This is a genomic window from Streptomyces sp. ISL-36, from assembly GCF_018614205.1.
Lineage (GTDB): Bacteria > Actinomycetota > Actinomycetes > Streptomycetales > Streptomycetaceae > Streptomyces.
This window is the reverse complement of the sequence record NZ_JAGGOS010000013.1, coordinates 81,180-97,193: the sequence shown is the minus strand read 5'-3', so window position 1 is coordinate 97,193 and position 16,014 is coordinate 81,180. Positions and strand designations below refer to the sequence as shown.

At 71.5% G+C, this 16,014-nt stretch carries 19 protein-coding genes; 9 read left to right on the top strand and 10 right to left on the bottom strand.

Annotated features, from left to right (window positions below):
* Nucleotides 1-196: 196 nt before the first annotated feature.
* The 4 genes from J7E93_RS02885 to J7E93_RS02870 all read right to left on the bottom strand — a co-directional run bounded on the left by J7E93_RS02885 (nucleotide 197) and on the right by J7E93_RS02870 (nucleotide 2,752).
* Nucleotides 197-739: a flavoprotein gene (locus tag J7E93_RS02885; RefSeq protein ID WP_215065616.1), complete on the bottom strand. Its 543-nt coding sequence runs from the start codon at nucleotides 737-739 to the stop codon at nucleotides 197-199.
* 92 nt (nucleotides 740-831) lie between these two features.
* Entirely contained in the window at nucleotides 832-1,263 is a 432-nt protein-coding gene (locus J7E93_RS02880; RefSeq protein ID WP_215065651.1) for a GNAT family N-acetyltransferase, read from the bottom strand.
* Nucleotides 1,264-1,298: 35 nt separating this feature from the next.
* Entirely contained in the window at nucleotides 1,299-1,799 is a 501-nt protein-coding gene (locus J7E93_RS02875) for a hypothetical protein (protein ID WP_215065615.1), read from the bottom strand.
* A complete protein-coding gene (locus J7E93_RS02870) occupies nucleotides 1,796-2,752 on the bottom strand; it encodes a LysR family transcriptional regulator (protein WP_215065614.1) in 957 nt (318 codons plus the stop codon). Before J7E93_RS02870 ends, J7E93_RS02875 begins: the two co-directional genes overlap by 4 nt.
* A gap of 199 nt (nucleotides 2,753-2,951) precedes the next feature.
* Here J7E93_RS02870 and snpA point away from each other — a divergent pair, with 199 nt between their 5' ends.
* Nucleotides 2,952-3,620 (top strand): snapalysin, encoded by a 669-nt coding sequence (snpA, locus tag J7E93_RS02865; protein ID WP_215065613.1) that lies wholly within the window; start codon nucleotides 2,952-2,954, stop codon nucleotides 3,618-3,620.
* Nucleotides 3,621-3,759: 139 nt separating this feature from the next.
* Here snpA and J7E93_RS02860 read toward each other — a convergent pair whose 3' ends face one another.
* Together J7E93_RS02860 and J7E93_RS02855 are read right to left on the bottom strand one after the other, a co-directional pair.
* Nucleotides 3,760-4,179, bottom strand: coding sequence for a DUF6304 family protein (locus J7E93_RS02860; RefSeq protein WP_215065612.1), 420 nt, complete (start codon nucleotides 4,177-4,179; stop codon nucleotides 3,760-3,762).
* A 396-nt stretch (nucleotides 4,180-4,575) separates the two neighbouring features.
* Nucleotides 4,576-5,163 carry a dihydrofolate reductase family protein gene (locus J7E93_RS02855; RefSeq protein ID WP_215065611.1) on the bottom strand — a complete coding sequence of 196 codons (588 nt, stop codon included), beginning with the start codon at nucleotides 5,161-5,163 and terminating at the stop codon, nucleotides 4,576-4,578.
* A gap of 125 nt (nucleotides 5,164-5,288) precedes the next feature.
* On the opposite strand from J7E93_RS02855, the gene J7E93_RS02850 reads away from it, so the two are divergent.
* Nucleotides 5,289-5,864: a TetR/AcrR family transcriptional regulator gene (locus J7E93_RS02850; RefSeq protein WP_215065610.1), complete on the top strand. Its 576-nt coding sequence runs from the start codon at nucleotides 5,289-5,291 to the stop codon at nucleotides 5,862-5,864.
* A 7-nt stretch (nucleotides 5,865-5,871) separates the two neighbouring features.
* On the opposite strand, the gene J7E93_RS02845 is transcribed toward J7E93_RS02850, so the two are convergent.
* Both J7E93_RS02845 and J7E93_RS02840 read right to left on the bottom strand, forming a co-directional pair.
* Complete coding sequence (locus J7E93_RS02845) at nucleotides 5,872-6,915, bottom strand: family 2 encapsulin nanocompartment cargo protein polyprenyl transferase (RefSeq protein WP_215065650.1); 1,044 nt, start codon at nucleotides 6,913-6,915, stop codon at nucleotides 5,872-5,874.
* An 88-nt stretch (nucleotides 6,916-7,003) separates the two neighbouring features.
* On the bottom strand, nucleotides 7,004-8,419 hold the full coding sequence (locus tag J7E93_RS02840) for a family 2B encapsulin nanocompartment shell protein (RefSeq protein WP_215065609.1): 1,416 nt from the start codon (nucleotides 8,417-8,419) through the stop codon (nucleotides 7,004-7,006).
* A 266-nt stretch (nucleotides 8,420-8,685) separates the two neighbouring features.
* Between J7E93_RS02840 and J7E93_RS02835 the strand changes: the two genes are divergently transcribed.
* Nucleotides 8,686-9,276, top strand: a complete 591-nt coding sequence (locus J7E93_RS02835) for an N-acetylmuramoyl-L-alanine amidase (RefSeq protein WP_215065608.1) — start codon at nucleotides 8,686-8,688, stop codon at nucleotides 9,274-9,276.
* An 11-nt stretch (nucleotides 9,277-9,287) separates the two neighbouring features.
* Nucleotides 9,288-10,214: a 1-aminocyclopropane-1-carboxylate deaminase/D-cysteine desulfhydrase gene (locus J7E93_RS02830; protein ID WP_215065607.1), complete on the top strand. Its 927-nt coding sequence runs from the start codon at nucleotides 9,288-9,290 to the stop codon at nucleotides 10,212-10,214.
* Nucleotides 10,215-10,249: 35 nt separating this feature from the next.
* Here J7E93_RS02830 and J7E93_RS02825 read toward each other — a convergent pair whose 3' ends face one another.
* Nucleotides 10,250-11,848 (bottom strand): Na+/H+ antiporter, encoded by a 1,599-nt coding sequence (locus tag J7E93_RS02825; RefSeq protein WP_215065606.1) that lies wholly within the window; start codon nucleotides 11,846-11,848, stop codon nucleotides 10,250-10,252.
* A gap of 40 nt (nucleotides 11,849-11,888) precedes the next feature.
* Between J7E93_RS02825 and J7E93_RS02820 the strand changes: the two genes are divergently transcribed.
* The 3 genes from J7E93_RS02820 (at nucleotide 11,889) to J7E93_RS02810 (ending at nucleotide 13,795) form a co-directional block, all read left to right on the top strand.
* Nucleotides 11,889-12,149 carry a UBP-type zinc finger domain-containing protein gene (locus J7E93_RS02820; RefSeq protein ID WP_215065605.1) on the top strand — a complete coding sequence of 87 codons (261 nt, stop codon included), beginning with the start codon at nucleotides 11,889-11,891 and terminating at the stop codon, nucleotides 12,147-12,149.
* Between the two features lie 267 nt (nucleotides 12,150-12,416).
* Nucleotides 12,417-12,830: an anti-sigma regulatory factor gene (locus J7E93_RS02815; RefSeq protein ID WP_019889334.1), complete on the top strand. Its 414-nt coding sequence runs from the start codon at nucleotides 12,417-12,419 to the stop codon at nucleotides 12,828-12,830.
* Entirely contained in the window at nucleotides 12,827-13,795 is a 969-nt protein-coding gene (locus J7E93_RS02810; protein ID WP_215065604.1) for an RNA polymerase sigma factor SigF, read from the top strand. The genes J7E93_RS02815 and J7E93_RS02810 overlap by 4 nt, the downstream gene beginning before the upstream one ends.
* Before the next feature lie 5 nt (nucleotides 13,796-13,800).
* Here J7E93_RS02810 and J7E93_RS02805 read toward each other — a convergent pair whose 3' ends face one another.
* The gene (locus J7E93_RS02805) at nucleotides 13,801-14,226 is read right to left on the bottom strand and encodes a hypothetical protein (RefSeq protein WP_215065603.1); all 426 of its coding nucleotides are present in this window, start codon (nucleotides 14,224-14,226) and stop codon (nucleotides 13,801-13,803) included.
* A gap of 74 nt (nucleotides 14,227-14,300) precedes the next feature.
* On the opposite strand from J7E93_RS02805, the gene J7E93_RS02800 reads away from it, so the two are divergent.
* Both J7E93_RS02800 and J7E93_RS02795 read left to right on the top strand, forming a co-directional pair.
* Nucleotides 14,301-15,269 (top strand): diacylglycerol kinase family protein, encoded by a 969-nt coding sequence (locus tag J7E93_RS02800; protein ID WP_215065602.1) that lies wholly within the window; start codon nucleotides 14,301-14,303, stop codon nucleotides 15,267-15,269.
* Nucleotides 15,270-15,586: 317 nt separating this feature from the next.
* Nucleotides 15,587-15,844, top strand: coding sequence for a WhiB family transcriptional regulator (locus tag J7E93_RS02795; protein WP_003953983.1), 258 nt, complete (start codon nucleotides 15,587-15,589; stop codon nucleotides 15,842-15,844).
* Nucleotides 15,845-16,014 lie beyond the last annotated feature (170 nt).

The window sequence follows — 16,014 nt, the reverse complement described above, 5'->3', positions numbered from 1 at the left end:
AAAAGGCCCGGTCAACGACCTGCGGCCACCATAGCCGCCGGTCACCCAACCGGCCCATTACTAGGAGACGAAGAAGGCCTGACTCAGGCTGCCTTCCCTCCCGACGCTGCAACGCAGCTCGGACGGTGAGAACGAACGGCCCGACCATCCCTGATGGTGGGGCCGTTCGCCTTTCGCATGCTCCACGTGGCTCGGGTCAGTCGGTGTGGGGGCGCAGCACCGCGTCCAGGGCCAGCCGCCACGGGTACGCCGCCGGATCGCCCTGGCCGGGGTGGTTCGGCACGAAACCGCCTTCGCCGTGGAGCACGCTCACTCCGGTGCCGCGCAGGGTCTCCACCGACCGCTCGAACTGCGGGTGGACGGCCTGGGCGTCGTTCAGGCACGGCATCGTCACCATGGGGATCCGCTTCCCGATGCCTTCCGCTGCGACGCCGACGATGTATTTGTCCGTGATCCCGAGCGCCCACGCGTTGACCGTCGTGAACGTGGCCGGCGCGACGAGGATCGCGTCCGCCTCCGGCCAGACGTCGGGCTCCCCGGGCAGCTTGTAGTCCCAGCGCACCGGGTGCCCGGTGAGGACCGCGAGTCCGTCGAGGGAGTCGGCCAGCCAGCGGGCGGCGGTCGGGGTGAGGCCGAGGCAGACGTCCCAGCCGTCCGCCTGGGCCTCCTCGATGACGCGGGCTATGTCGAAGACCGGCGGGGCTGCGCTGCTGAACAGGTACAGGGTCCGTGAGTCCATGCGTCCATCCGATCACATGCAACCGGCGCCGCTTCGGGTGGAGTCGGGGGCGGACCGGACACACCCGGCGCGGACCCGCCGGACCCGAGCGGTCATCGGTCGTCGCCCACCGGCAGGGAGTAGCGGAGCTTCTGCTTCGACGTGGCGCCGAGACGGTCGTAGAAGCGGATCGCCCCCTCGTTCCAGGTGGGGGTCTGCCACTGGATCTCGGTCAGGCCCAGGGCGCGGGCCTCGGCGCGCAGGGCCGTCATGAAGAGGGGGCCCAGGCCCAGGCCCCGTTGGGTCTCGGAGAGGTAGAGGCAGTCCATGTGGAGGTACTCGGCGCCGTCCCAGGTGGAGAGTTCGGGGGCGCAGGTGGCATAGCCGACGATGCTGCCGTCGGGGAGTTCGGCGACCAGGCAGCGCAGACGGGACGGGGCGGGGCCGAACAGCAGGCGGGCCAGACGGTCCGCGAGGCCCGGGGCCGGCGGCGCGGCCTTCTCGTAGGCGGCGTGTTCGGCGGCCAGTTCGGCCACCCGCTCCATGTCGCCGGGCAGCGCGTGACGCACGCGTGCGGCGCTCACCGCAGCTCCCCCTCGACGACGTCCGACGCCCACGCCCGGACGCGCTCCTGCGCCCCGCCCGTGCCGTCCAGGACCTGCCGTACGAACGCCTCCCGCTCGTGCGCCAGTACGGCCGCCTCCCAGACGCAGGGCGCGAGACCCTGCCGCCCCGGGCGCAGCTCCTCGGTGCGCCCCGCCGGGCCGGTCCAGATGGCCAGCTGGGACATGTGGCCCTCGATCCAGCTGTGGACGAGGACGTAGTCGCCGTCGCCGCCCGCGTGCAGGATCACCACGCCGAGCCCCAGCGACCCGCGGCGCCGGCCGAGCGCCAGTTGGTCCGCCGCGATCCCCAGCGCGGGCGCGAGCTCTGCCTCGCCCACCGCGCGGCCGGGCGCTTCGATGGCGTACACCTTCACGAGGTGGCCACCTGCCTCCCGCGTCCCGAAGGCCCGGGCGGTGCGGGCGTGGTGCCCCTCCGCCAGCGTCATGAGCGCCGCCGCGTCCACAAGATCCGTCATACCGTCATCATGCCCGGCCCCACCGACATCCCGTGCAGCCGGAGCCACTGCCGGTACGGTGCCGCCCGCAGGGCCGCCTCCCGGTACGCCGCCGCGAGATCGGCGTACAGCGGGTCCAGCGGCGCCCCGCGGCGGGCGTACAGCAGCAGGCGTACCGCGAGCGGATCGTCCCGCAGCGGGCGGATCGCCATGTCCTCGCGGGGGCCGGACGTCGGCTGACAGGGTGCCACGGCCTCACCGAGGACGATCAGGGCTGCCGCCGTGTGGTAGTCGCCGTGCAGGAGCGGAGGGTCGATGCCCGCCGCTGCCAGGACGCGCCGGAGCCCGTCCCACTCGCCGTCCACCGTGGGGTCCACCATCCAGCGGTCCTCGGCGAGGTCGGTCAGCTCCACCACGGGCCGGCCGGCGGCCGGATGGTCCCGGGCCATCGAGATGAACTGGGGCTCCCGTTCCACCAGGACCCGCTCCTGAAGTCCCTCGGGCACCCGCAACGGGCACCCCTCCACCTCATGGACGAAGGCCACGTCCAGCTGGCCGGCCGCGACCGACCGCAACAGCGCGTTGGCGGAGACGTCCATGTGGAGCGCGATGTCCGTGCCGGGGCGCCCCTGGCGCAGTCGGCGCAGCCACCCCGGCAGGGCACGGCTTGCGGTCGATCCGACGCGGAGCAGCGGTCCGTCGGCGCGGGCGGCCGCGGCCCGGGTCTCGGTGATCAGCGTGGCCATCTGGTCGACGAGCGGCCGCGCCCTGCTGAGGACCGATCGGCCCAGGGGCGTGGGCCGGCAGCCGGTGCGGCCGCGCGCGAAGAGCTCGGCGCCCAGCGCGTTCTCGATCCGGCGCAGCTGGGTCGTCAACGAGGGTTGGCTCACGCCCAGTTGGCGCGCCGCCTTGTGCAGACTGCCCGTGTCCGCGATGGCGCAGAGCGCGCGCAGATGCCTCACCTCCAGCTCCATGCCCCGAGGGTAGGACGGCACCCTGGGTCGCACCAGACACCCGAGCCTCGCCAATCTCCTTAGTTCCATGGGGTGTTGACGGAGGACGGGGCTGGCGTCCGCGCGGTGCTGATGTGCTCACGCTATCGCCTGCTGCCATCATCCGCGGCGGGCCCGGCTCCCCCGACACTCTCTCCAACCGATCAGGAGGAGCCCCCCCATGAGACACCCCAAGGTCCTCACCGCCTCGCTCGCCGCGACCGTCGGACTCGGCCTCGCCGCCGCGCTCGGCGTCGCCGCCCCCACCGCCTCGGCCGCCCCTGCCGCCTCGGCCACCTCGGCCACGGCGCCTTCCGGCTATGCGGCCTACGCCGGATCCGCCGAAGAGGCCAAGGCCAACAAGGCGTTCTTCGAGGCCGTCATGAAGTCCGTGGCCGAGAAGCGGGCCGCCAACCCGGGTGCGGCCGCCGTCACCGTCGTCTACAGCGCGGCCAACGCCCCCACGTTCCGCACCCAGATCGCCCGTAGCACCCAGATATGGAACAGCTCGGTGGTCAACGTACGTCTGGTGGAGGGCAGCAACCCGGACTTCCGTTACTACGAGGGCAACGACTCCCGCGGCTCGTACGCCAGCACCGACGGCCACGGCAGCGGCTACATCTTCCTCGACTACCGCCAGAACCAGCAGTACAACTCGACCCGCGTCACCGCCCACGAGACCGGGCACGTCCTCGGCCTCCCGGACCACTACTCGGGCCCGTGCAGCGAGCTGATGTCCGGTGGCGGCCCGGGCACCTCCTGCCAGAACGCCCAGCCGGACTCCCGGGAGCGCGCCCGCGTCGACCAGCTGTGGCGCTACGGCCTGGCCTCGGCCTTCAAGACCTCCTGACGCGACGACCGGGGGGCGCCCGCCCTCCGGACGGCGCGGAGAATCGCCCCCTCCGGGTCCGGAAACCGGGGCCCGGAGGGGGTCCGGGGTTCGGGCCGGAAGGGGGTCCGTACTGTCGCGGGGCGCGCCGCCCGGGACGTCAGGCCGCCTGGGGCAGCCGGCGGCCGAACTCGGCCCCGGCCGGCAGCTGACGCTTGACCCGTTCCAGGGCCTCGTCGAAGTCGCCCCCGGCGATGCCCGACGCGAAGGCCGCGCCGGCGTAGTGCAGCGTGAGGCTCAGATCCACGCGCTCACCGAGCGTCAGCAGACAGCTGAGAGTGGCCTGCTCGGCCGCGCCGTCCAGGACGACGGGAAGCGGCAGATCCCACTCCAGTACGCAGCCGGTGAGGGCCTCGCCCCCCTCTCGCGCCGTGCACAGGGTGGCGAAGCTCGCGCCCGTGTACTCGATTCCCCTGATGCGGGTGGACACCCGGCCCCCGCCCGCCGTGATCACGATCGCTTCCGCGCCGCTGCGATCCCGGTACCAGCCGGTCCAGACTTCCGTCGACTCCGATGACATGCGCGGACTGTAGCGGCCTGACCGACTCCTGCGCGCGGCCGGTCACCCAGAGGCCGGACTTCTCCCGGTCTCGCCGTTCTTGCCGGTCACGTGCGTGCTAGTGGCTTCCGCACCCTCCGGCGCGTGGCCCTCCGAAGGCTCCGCGGCCGGCGGACTCTCCTGCTCCCCCGCCCTCTCGGGGACCGAGCCGTCGGCTTTCCTGCCGAAGAGTTCGCATGCCGGGTTGGCGCAGGGTCGCGCCTCCCAGAACGGCACCCAGGCCCCGAGGACCTTGTGCCGCTTGATGACCGTGCCCACGGGCCGACCACAGGCCGGGCAGACCGGCTCGGCCTGGGGATCGTGGCCCGTGTGAAGTCCTTGGCTGCCCATACCCTCAAGGGTAGAGCGGCCCCATTGTCACCGCTTCCTGGTGTACGTACGGACGAGCACGCCGTTGTCGAAGGTGCGAACCGCCCCGAGCTCGAAGTCACGGACCGCGAAGTCGGTGCCGAACATCGGCATGCCGGAGCCGTACACCTGCGGATACGTCTTGATGATCAGCTCGTCGATCTCGTCGATGAGTTCGCCGGCGATCGTGGAGCCGCCGCAGAGCCAGATGTCGAGCGCGCCGTCCTCGGCCTTGAGCTCGCGGACCCGGCCGACCAGGTCGTCGGCGATCAGCTCGACGTTCGGGTCCGGCGACTCGGTCAGTGAGCGGGTCGCGACCAGCTCCCGCAGATGGCGGTAGGGGCTGGTGACACCGACGTCCAGGCCGATCCGGTACGAGTTCAGGCCCTGGATCACGGTGTCGAAGTGCTGGTTCTCGGAGTCGGGATCGAGACCGACCACGGGCCACCCGGGGGCGGCGATGGTCTCCGGGTACTCGGTCTTCAGGAAGTCCAGGTACTCGCCGGCCACGTAACCGTACGTGGACGTGGCATCGCCCTTCGGGTCACCGATGAAGCCGTCGATGGTGCAGGCGATGAAATAGGTGAGCTTGCGCAAACCGGTCCTCTTCGTCAGGGAAAGTGGGCTGCGAGCGCAACCACGACAGTTATAGTGCTTCAGCTGTAGTGGTTGCGCAAGACCTATTTTCGAAGAGATCCCGAAGGGGATGGAAGGAGCCTGGGATGGCACGGAACCCCGAGCGCCGAGCGGCCCTGCTCGACGCCGCGATCGAGGTGCTCGCGGACGAGGGGGCCCGCGGTCTGACCTTTCGCGCGGTCGACTCCCGGGCGGGTGTCCCCACAGGCACCTCGTCCAACTACTTCACCGACCGGGACCACCTGCTCTCCCAGGTCGCGGACCGCATCTTCGTACGGCTGACCCCTGACCCCGACTCCATGGACACCGCGATGCGGCCCGAGCCCAGCCGGGAGCTGGTCGTGGAGCTGATGCGGTGGCTCGCGCGCCGGATGGCGGCCGAGCGCACCTGCTATCTGGGGCTCTTCGAGCTCCGCCTGGAGGCCACCCGCCGCCCCGAACTGCGCAGCCAGCTCACCTCGGTGCTCCGCGCCGACCTCGACCAGAACGTCCGCTTCCATCTCGACTCCGGCCTGCCGGGCGACGGCGACACGGTCCGGCTTCTCTACTTCGCCCTCACCGGACTGCTCCTGGACCACCTCACGGTCCCCGGCCTTCTCTCCGACGGGGACCTGGACGACCTGATCGAAACCGTCGTGACCCGGATCGTGCCCCGGTCCTGACCGAGCCTCAGCGGGTGCGCCGGGTGACGAACTCCGCGAGGGCCAGCAGATCCCCCGCGGCCGCCAGATCCGGGACCGCACGGGAGAGCTGCTGCACGGCCCGGCCCATCCGGTCGGCCGCCTGGGTCTGCGCCCAGTCCCGGCCCCCCGCCCGCTCGACCGCGTCCGCCGCCGCCCGTACCGCCCGGGCGTCGAGCGTCGTACGGGCGTACAGCGCGGCCAGCTCCTCCCCCGCCTCGGTCCCCGAGGCGAGCGCCGCCACCACCGGCAGCGACTTCTTGCGGGCGACGAGATCGGCACCGGACGGCTTGCCCGTGCGCTCCGGATCGCCCCAGATCCCGATCAGGTCGTCGATGAGCTGGAACGCGAGCCCGGCCTCCCGGCCGAACGCGTCCAACGCCGCGACCTCCTCCTCCCCCGCGCCCGCGTACAGCGCGCCCACGGCGCAGGCGCACCCCAGCAGCGCGCCCGTCTTGGCGGTGGCCATCGCGAGGCATTCGTCCAGCGAGACCTCGTGCGGTCCGCGCCGCTCGAACGCGCAGTCCGCCTGCTGACCGGCGCACAGCTCGATGACACACGCGGCGAGCCGGGCCGAGGCGGCGGCCGAAGCCGGGTGGCCGTCCTCGGCGAGCAGCCGCAGGGCGAGCGCGAGCATCGCGTCCCCCGCGACCAGCGCGTCCGGGGTGCCGAACACGGTCCATGCCGTCGGCCGGTGACGGCGGGTCGGGTCCTCGTCCACGATGTCGTCGTGGAGCAGGGTGAAGTTGTGCGCCAGCTCCACCGCGGCGGCCGCCCGCACCGCCGGGGCCGGATCACCGCCGAGCGCCCGGGCTGCGGCGAGCACCAGCGCGGGCCGGATCGCCTTCCCCGTCTGCCCGGCGGCCGGGGAGCCGTCGGCGTGCTCCCAGCCGAAGTGGTACATCGCCACTCTCCGTATGGAGCCCGGCAACGACTCCACCGTCGCGCGCAGTTGGGGGTGGACGACGCTACGCGTCTGATCGAGGAGGGCCACGGCGCCCTGGCTGTCGACGGCGGCATCCGCACGGGTCATGGTCACGGTCTTCCCTCTTCCTCTCCGGGCTCGGCGTGGGGCGGTCGTGGCGGGGGCCGGTTCGGGGCCCCCGCCCCCGCTCACCGGGTCAGCGCCAGCGGCTGACCTCCACGTTCTCCAGGACGCCGAGCGCGTCCGGGACGAGCACCGCGGCCGAGTAGTAGGCCGTGACCAGGTAGGAGATGATCGCCTGCTCATCGATGCCCATGAAGCGGACGGACAGGCTCGGTTCGATCTCGTCCGGGATCCCGGTCTGGTGCAGGCCGATCACGCCCTGGTCGGACTCGCCCGTACGCATACAGATGATGGAGGTCGTGCGGGCGTCCGAGATCGGGATCTTGTTGCACGGGTAGATCGGCACCCCGCGCCAGGTGGGGATCCGGTTGCCGTTGATCTCGATGGACTCGGGGACCAGACCGCGCCGGTTGCACTCGCGTCCGAAGGCGGCGATGGCCCGCGGGTGGGCGAGGAACATCTTGGAGCCACGGCGACGGGAGAGGAGCTCGTCCATGTCGTCGGGGCTGGGCACGCCGTCGTGCGGCTGGAGCCGCTGTCCGTAGTCGCAGTTGGAGAGGAGGCCGAACTCCCTGTTGTTGACCAGCTCGTGCTCCTGGCGCTCGCGCAGCGCCTCGACCGTGAGCCGCAACTGCTGCTCGGTCTGGTTCATCGGCTGGTTGTAGAGGTCGGCGACCCTGCTGTGGACCTTCAGCACGGTCTGGGCGACGGACAGTTCGTACTCGCGGGGCGAGGCATCGTAGTCCACGTACGTGTGCGGGACGAGCGCCTCGCCGACGTGGCCTGCGGAGAGGTCGATCGCGGCCTCGCCGTACTTGTTGGTGCGCTGGTGGGGCAGGGCGGCGACGCCCGCGAGGTGGGCGCCGAGCGAGGTCGCGCGCTCGGCGAGGTTGCGCACGTCGTCGCGGGTGAGTTCGAGGACCGTGCAGGTGGTGGCCGCGCGCGCGGTCCACTCCCAGGTGGCGTCCTCGTGCGTCAGCGAACTGTCGCCGAAGTACGCCCCGTCGGCCAGGACTTCGAGGACCGTCTCGTCGCCGTACGGCCCCTCGCCGATCTGCTCCACCTTTCCGTGGGCCAGGAGGTGGACCCGGTCGGTGGGCTCGCCGGCGGTGGCGATCACCTCTCCGGCCGCGTACTCCCGCTGCCGGCAGCGTGAGGCCAGCTCGGCGAGGGCCTCCTCGTCGTCGTATCCGCGCAGGGCGGGAAGTTCGCCGAGCTCCGCGGGGATGACCGCGACCCGCTCGCCGGTCTGCACGAAGGTGACGCGGCCGTCACCCACGGCGTAGCTGAGCCTCCGGTTCACCCGGTACGTGCCGCCCTGCACCTGAACCCATGGCAGCATCCGCAGCAGCCACCGCGAGGTGATCTCCTGCATCTGCGGCGCCGACTTGGTCGTGGTCGCCAGGTTCCGCGCGGCGGCGGTACCGAGGCTCTGCTGCGGCCCTGCCTGTTCCGCGCGGACCTCGTCGCCAACCGAACCAACGGACATGGAACTCCCTCTCGATATGACTGAACTGCGAGAGGAAGCCTTTCAGCACGGAGCGTGTCGGCGCCATTACACAAATGAGTGGGAGTGGATCACCGCCGCCTGGGCATGTCACTCGGTTTCCACACGAACGGCCCAGCCCCGTCAGCCCCATGGCGGGGTGTCCGGATCGGCTCGCACACGGCCCGAACGGATAGCGCGGAGGGGACCCCTCCGGTACTCCGGTACGACGAGCACTCTTCCGTTCCGCTCATCCGAAGGAGTCGGCCATGGCCCCGCCCATGCCCGCGAGCAGGTTTCTCGCCGCACTGCGCGACGAGGGCCTCTCGGTCGTCGAGGTCGGCGACTGGCGCACGCACAACCGCAACCACAAGGGCCCCTGGGGTCCCGTCCACGGCGTGATGATCCATCACACGGTGACCAGGGGCACCGCGAACACCGTCCGTATCTGCCGAGACGGCCACGCGTCCCTGCCGGGCCCGCTCTGCCACGGCGTGATCGCCAAGGACGGCACCGTCCATCTGGTCGGCTACGGCCGCGCGAACCACGCGGGGGCCGGCGACGACGACGTACTGCGGGCGGTCATCGCCGAGAGGCGCCTCCCTCCGGACAACGAGGCCACGACGGACGGCAACCGCCACTTCTACGGCTTCGAGTGCGAGAACCTCGGGGACGGGAAGGACCCGTGGCCGAAGGTCCAGCTGGAGGCGATCGAGAAGGCCGCGGCGGCGGTGTGCCGGGTGCACGGCTGGAACCAGCGCTCGGTGATCGGCCACCTGGAGTGGCAGCCGGGGAAGGTGGACCCGCGCGGCTTCACGATGGCCTCGATGCGGGAGCGGATCGCCGAGCGGCTGCGGTAGACAATGAGCGGGTGAACGCGTTCGACCTCGCCCTCTCCCGCCTGCGGCCCCGGCTCCCGTCCCCCCTGGAGCCGGTCGAGGACGAGCGCCTCGCCCGGCACGGCCTGCGGCTGCTGCTCAAGCGCGACGACCTGATCCACCCGGAGCTGCCGGGCAACAAGTGGCGCAAACTGGCGCTCAACCTGCGCGCGGCGGACGGCCGCCCGGTGCTCACCTTCGGCGGGGCGTACTCCCACCACCTGTGCGCGACGGCCGCCGCCGGCCGGCTGCTCGGCTTCGACACGGTCGGGGTCGTACGGGGCGACGAGCTGGCGGGCCGGCCGCTGAACCCGTCGCTCGCGCGGTGCGCGGCCGACGGGATGCGGCTGTGGTTCGTGGACCGGTCCACGTACCGGGCGAAGAACGACCCCGACGTGCTGGCCGGGCTGCTCGACCGGTGCCCTCCGGGGACGTACGTGGTGCCCGAGGGCGGCAGCAACGCCCTCGCCGTCCAGGGGTGCGTGGAGCTGGGCCGCGAGCTGTCCGGCGCGGTGGACGTCGCCGCCGTCGCCTGCGGCACCGGCGGCACCCTCGCGGGCCTCGCGGCCGGTCTCGGCCCCGGGCCGGGAGAACCCCCCGCCGAAGGCGGGGCGAGGGCGCTCGGCGTCCCGGTCCTCAAGGGCGGTTTCCTGGGCGCGGAGGTGCGCGGACTGCAGGCCGCGGCCTTCGGCGGCCCACGGGGCGAGTGGTCCCTCGACGAGCGCTTCCACTGCGGCGGTTACGCCCGTACGACGCCGGCCCTGGAGACGTTCGCGCAGGATTTCGAAGCGCGGCACGGACTCGCCATCGAGCGACTGTATGTCGCCAAAATGCTTTACGGACTCTTCGCCCTGGCGCGGGAGGGCGCCTTCGCCCCGGGGACGCGGATCGCGGCGGTGATCACCGGCGCCCCTTCCTGACGGCCGCGCCCCGCCGGGCCTCCTCGCCCAGCCCTTCAGGGGCTCTCCTCGCGGTACGCCGCCGCCTCCTCCAGGTCCAGGCGGCGCAGCAGGGTGCGCAGCATCTCGTCGTCGATCCGGCGATCGTCGCGGAGCTGGACGAAGACCTCCCGCTCGGCCTCGATCATCTCCCGCGCGAGGCGCCTATAGGTGTCGTCGGCCGTCTCGCCGGTGATCTCGTTGACCGCGCCGAGCCGTTCCCACACCGCGTTGCGGCGCCGCTCCAGGACCGTGCGGAGCCGGTCGGCCAGCGGTTGCGGGAGGGTGTTGTCCTCGTCGGAGAGGAGCGCGTCCAGACGTTCCTCCGCGGCCCGGGAGGCCTCGCTCTGGGCCTGCGCCTCGGCGAGGGTCTCCTCGTACGTGTCGCGCCCGGGGAGCTTCAGGAGCCGGATCAGCGGCGGCAGGGTGAGGCCCTGCACCACCAGGGTTCCGATCACGGTCGTGAAGGTGAGGAAGAGAACGAGGTTGCGCGCGGGGAACTCTGTCCCGTCGGTCGCCACCGGGATGGAGAAGGCGATGGCGAGGGAGACCACGCCCCGCATCCCGGCCCAGCCGACGATGAGCGGGGCCTTCCAGTCCACGCCCGGCTCGCGCCGCCGGATGCGTTCCGACATCCGGCGCGGCAGGAAGGTGGACGGGAAGACCCAGACGAACCGGACCACCACGACGGCCACGAAGACCCCCACCGCGTACCAGACGGCCTCGCCGATCCCGTACCGCCCGAGGCCCTGGACGACGTACGGCAGCTGCAGTCCGATGAGGGCGAAGACCGAGGACTCCAGGACGAAGGCGACCATCTTCCAGACGGCCTCCTCCTGGAGACGGGTGGCGAAGTCCACCTGCCAGTTGCGGTGCCCCAGGAAGAGGCCGACGACGACCACCGCGAGGACGCCGGAGGCGTGGAACTCCTCCGCGGCCGCGTAGGCGACGAAGGGGATGAGCAGCGAGAGGGTGTTCTGCAGCAGGGCCTCGCCGCCGAGCTTGCAGCGGAGCCAGTGGATGGGGGCCATGAGCACCAGGCCCACGCCGATGCCGCCGACCGCGGCGAGGGCGAACTCGCCGATGCCGCCCGCCCAGCTGACGCCCTCCCCGACCGCCGCCGCGAGCGCGACCTTGTAGGCGGTGATCGCGGTGGCGTCGTTCACCAGGGACTCGCCCTGGAGGATGGTGGTGATGCGGTTCGGCAGCCCGAGCTTGCGGGCGATCGCGGTCGCCGCGACGGCGTCCGGCGGTGCGACGACCGCGCCGAGCACGAGCGCGGCGGTCAGCGGCAGGTCCGGGACGAGGACGTACGCGAGCCAGCCGACGGCCACCGTGGCGAACAGGACGTAGCCGACGGAGAGCAGCGCGACCGGCCGGATGTTGGCGCGCAGATCGAGGTACGAGGACTCCACCGCGGCCGTGTAGAGGAGCGGCGGAAGGATCAGCGGCAGCACGATGTGCGGATCGAGGGTGTAGTCGGGGACGCCCGGGACGTAGGAGGCGGCGAGTCCGGCCGCGACCAGGAGCAGCGGCGCGGGCACCGGCGTTCTGCGCGCGATCCCCGCGACCGCGGCGCTCGCCGCGACCAGTGCCACCAGCTGCAGTGCGTCCATGCCCGGTCCCCGTCTCGTTCCACCACGTAACCTGGCCATCATGAGCGAGTGCCCGCACCTTGCCGAAATGCCGCGCCCCGAACCGGCGCCGCTGGCCGACACCTGTCCGGAGTGCCTGTCCGACGGCACCCACCCCGTCCAGTTGCGGCTCTGCCTGAGCTGCGGGCACGTGGGGTGCTGCGACTCCTCGCCGGGGCGGCACGCCACGGGGCACTTCTCGAGCACCGGGCACCCGGTGATGCGGACCTTCGAGCCGAACGAGCGCTGGCGCTGGTGCTTCGTGGACGGTTCGATCGTCTGACGGCTGGGTACGTCACCCCGGTCAATTGCTGCGGTCAATGAGCCGCCGAACGCTCCCGATTGGGCCCCGCAGACCCCTAGCCACTGTGTGTACTCGTGGACTTACCATGAGTGACAGCGGGTGGGGGCCTCGACGGGGGCCCACGGCGACACGGCAGCATGGATCGCGATAGCGTCACGGCGGATTGCGCAACCGACTGCGTACCGCCCGGTTCGGGGGGGTTTCTCCCCGGGCCTCGAATGAGCTTGTGCCACCTTGGAGGTGAGGGTGTCCCAGATCGCAGGCGAGCCCGGGACCCAGGACTTCGTGGAAGTCCGGCTGCCCGCTGCGGGTGCCTACCTGTCCGTGCTGCGTACGGCCACGGCCGGTCTCGCGGCGCGCTTGGACTTCACCCTCGACGAGATCGAGGACTTGCGGATCGCGGTCGACGAGGCCTGCGCGATCCTGCTCCAGCAGGCCGTACCGGGGTCCGTCCTCAGCTGTGTCTTCCGTCTGGTCGACGACTCGCTCGATGTGACGGTCTCGGCCCCGACGACGGACGGGCGGGCGCCGGAGCGGGACACCTTCGCCTGGACGGTGCTCTCGGCACTGGCCGGGAAGGTCGAGTCGTCCGTGGCGGACGACCGCACGGTCTCCATCAGCCTGTACAAACAGCGCGGCGCGGGGCCAGGCCCGGCGTGAGGAGCGGGGACGCGACGGCCGGCATCCCTGAGCAGCAGGCGCGGCCGCATCCGGAGGTCGAGGTCGAGGTCGCTACGGAGCAGGCGGTCCACATGAGCGAGCACCAGCAGCACAACGAGGTTCCCGAGGTCGCCCTGGCCCCGGCGGGCCATGAGGACCCCGGGACCCCAGGGGCCCCCGAGGTGGCCGAGCCGCAGGAGGTTCCGGATCCGCACGACCGGAGCGGGGCCCGGGCGCTCTTCATCGAGCTGCGCAAGCTGCCGGAGGGCTCCGCGGAGAAGGCGGAGCTGCGCAATCGGCTGGTCCGGATGCATCTGCCGCTGGTGGAGCACCTGGCCCGGCGCTTCCGTAACCGCGGCGAGCCGCTCGACGACCTGACGCAGGTCGCGACGATCGGCCTGATCAAGTCGGTGGACCGCTTCGACCCGGAGCGGGGCGTCGAGTTCTCGACGTACGCGACGCCGACGGTCGTCGGCGAGATCAAGCGCCACTTCCGGGACAAGGGCTGGGCGGTCAGGGTGCCGCGCCGGCTGCAGGAGCTGCGGCTCTCGCTGACGACCGCGACGGCCGAGCTCTCCCAGCAGCACGGCCGCTCCCCGACGGTGCACGAGCTGGCGGAGCGCCTGGGCATCTCCGAGGAGGAGGTGCTGGAGGGTCTGGAGTCGGCCAACGCCTACTCGACGCTCTCCCTGGACGTCCCGGACACGGACGACGAGTCCCCGGCGGTCGCGGACACGCTGGGCGCGGAGGACGAGGCCCTGGAGGGTGTCGAGTACCGCGAGTCGCTCAAGCCGCTGCTGGAGGACCTGCCGCCGCGGGAGAAGCGGATCCTGCTGCTGCGCTTCTTCGGCAACATGACCCAGTCGCAGATCGCCCAGGAGGTCGGCATCTCCCAGATGCACGTCTCCCGTCTGCTGGCCCGCACGCTGGCCCAGCTCCGGGAGAAGCTCCTCGTCGAGGAGTAGCCCTCCTACGCGTCGCCGCGACGGCCGATGCCCAGGGCCTCGGTCGTCGCCGGGTTCACCAGGAGCACCAGGCCGGTCACGGCGAGGGCCGCGAGGGCGATGCCCGCGGGGATCATGGCGCTGTTCGCCTGGAGGAGCTGCCAGGCGACCGGCAGGGCCAGGATCTGAGTGATGATCGCCGGTCCGCGGCTCCATCCCTTGCGCCGGAGGAGTCCGCGCGCCGCCGCCCCGGGGATCAGTCCGAGCGCGATCAGCGTCACACCGCCCATGACGGCCTGGGTCGGGTCGTCCGGGCTGCCGGTGATTCCGGTCACGAGGACGTACAGGCCTCCGGCCATCAGCGCCAGCCCCTCGATCCCGGCCACGGCGGCGGCCGCGGTCAGTCGGGCGGGGCGGGAGGTCTGCTCAGCGGTCTGCTCCGTACTGCTCATACCTGGCAGGGTAGCGGGGCACGGCGCACCCACCCCTCTGGGCCCGGTACCGCCAGGTAGGTACGCTGGCGGCCATGCGCGCACTTCTTGTGGTCAATCCGGCAGCAACCACCACCAGTGCACGCACACGTGATGTCCTGATCCACGCCCTGGCGAGCGAGATGAAGCTGGAGGCCGTCACCACCGAGTACCGGGGCCACGCCCGTGACCTCGGCCGGCGGGCCGCCGAGTCGAAGGACGTCGAGCTGGTGGTCGCCCTCGGCGGGGACGGCACCGTCAACGAGGTGGTCAACGGACTCCTCCACGGCGGCCCCGACCCGGACGGGCTGCCCGGGCTCGCGGTCGTCCCCGGCGGCTCCACGAACGTCTTCGCCCGGGCGCTCGGACTGCCGAACGACGCGGTGGAGGCGACCGGCGCGCTCCTGGACGCGCTCCGTGAGCGCCGTGCACGCACCGTGAGCCTCGGTCTGGCCTCCGGGACCCCCGGCACCGACGACGAGGCGGTGCCGTCCCGCTGGTTCACGTTCTGCGCCGGATTCGGCTTCGACGCCGGTGTCATCGGGCGAGTCGAACAGCAGAGGGAGCGCGGCAAGAGATCGACGCACGCCCTCTACCTCCGTCAGGTGGTCCGCCAGTTCCTGGAGGAACCCCACCGGCGGCGCGGCACGATCACCCTGGAGCGCCCCGGCGCCGACCCGGTCGAGGACCTGGTCCTGTCGATAATCTGCAACACCTCCCCCTGGACCTACCTGGGCAATCGTCCGGTGTACGCGTCTCCGGAGGCCTCCTTCGAGACGGCCCTGGACGTGCTCGGACTGAGCCGGCTCTCGACCGCCGCGGTGGCCCGGTACGCCACCCAGTTGCTGACGTCGACCCCCGAGCGCGGCCCCCATGGCAAGCACGCCGCCTCTCTGCACGATCTGACCGACTTCACCTTGCATTCGAAGGTTCCCCTCCCTCTGCAGATGGACGGAGACCACCTCGGACTGCGTACCAGCGTGACGTTCACAGGCGTTCGCCGTGCACTGCGTGTGATTGTGTGAGTGGAAGGGGCCAAAGTCCTTTCACTCGAACGTTTAGGCTGGCATCCACCCCTTAGAAGTACGGCTGTGACCTAGCCGACACCGAGGAATCAAAAAAAACTTTCCGGAAGGGGTTGTATCCGCCGCCGAGGTTTGCGAATCTCTTCATGGCGATCGGGACGGCCCGCAAGACCGGCCTCCACTGAGAGCCAGAACCCCTCCTCAGTCTTAGGACCACACCAGTTCATCTGGCAGTCGGCCCTTCCCTTGCGGGGGGATTCGTGAAAGCGTTCACATTCACAAGCAACCCGCACGTAATACCAAGAGAGGTAGCAGCCATGGACTGGCGTCACAACGCCGTTTGTCGTGAGGAAGACCCCGAGCTGTTCTTCCCCATCGGCAACACCGGTCCTGCGCTGCTGCAGATCGAGGAAGCCAAGGCCGTCTGCCGCCGCTGCCCCGTCATGGAGCAGTGCCTGCAGTGGGCGCTCGAGTCCGGCCAGGACTCCGGCGTCTGGGGTGGCCTCAGCGAGGACGAGCGCCGTGCGATGAAGCGCCGCGCCGCTCGCAACCGGGCGCGCAACGCCAGCGCCTGAACACCCTGACAAGCCTGAGGCAAGCGGCGCGTACATCGCGTACGCAATCACCGCCCCCGAGCCGCAGCGCGCAGCAGTAACCCACAGCATTCGAGCCCCGGACCGATCTCCTTCGGTCCGGGGCTCGCTGCTGTGGAAGGCCCGAGGGGGTCTGCCCCCGACCGGCCGCT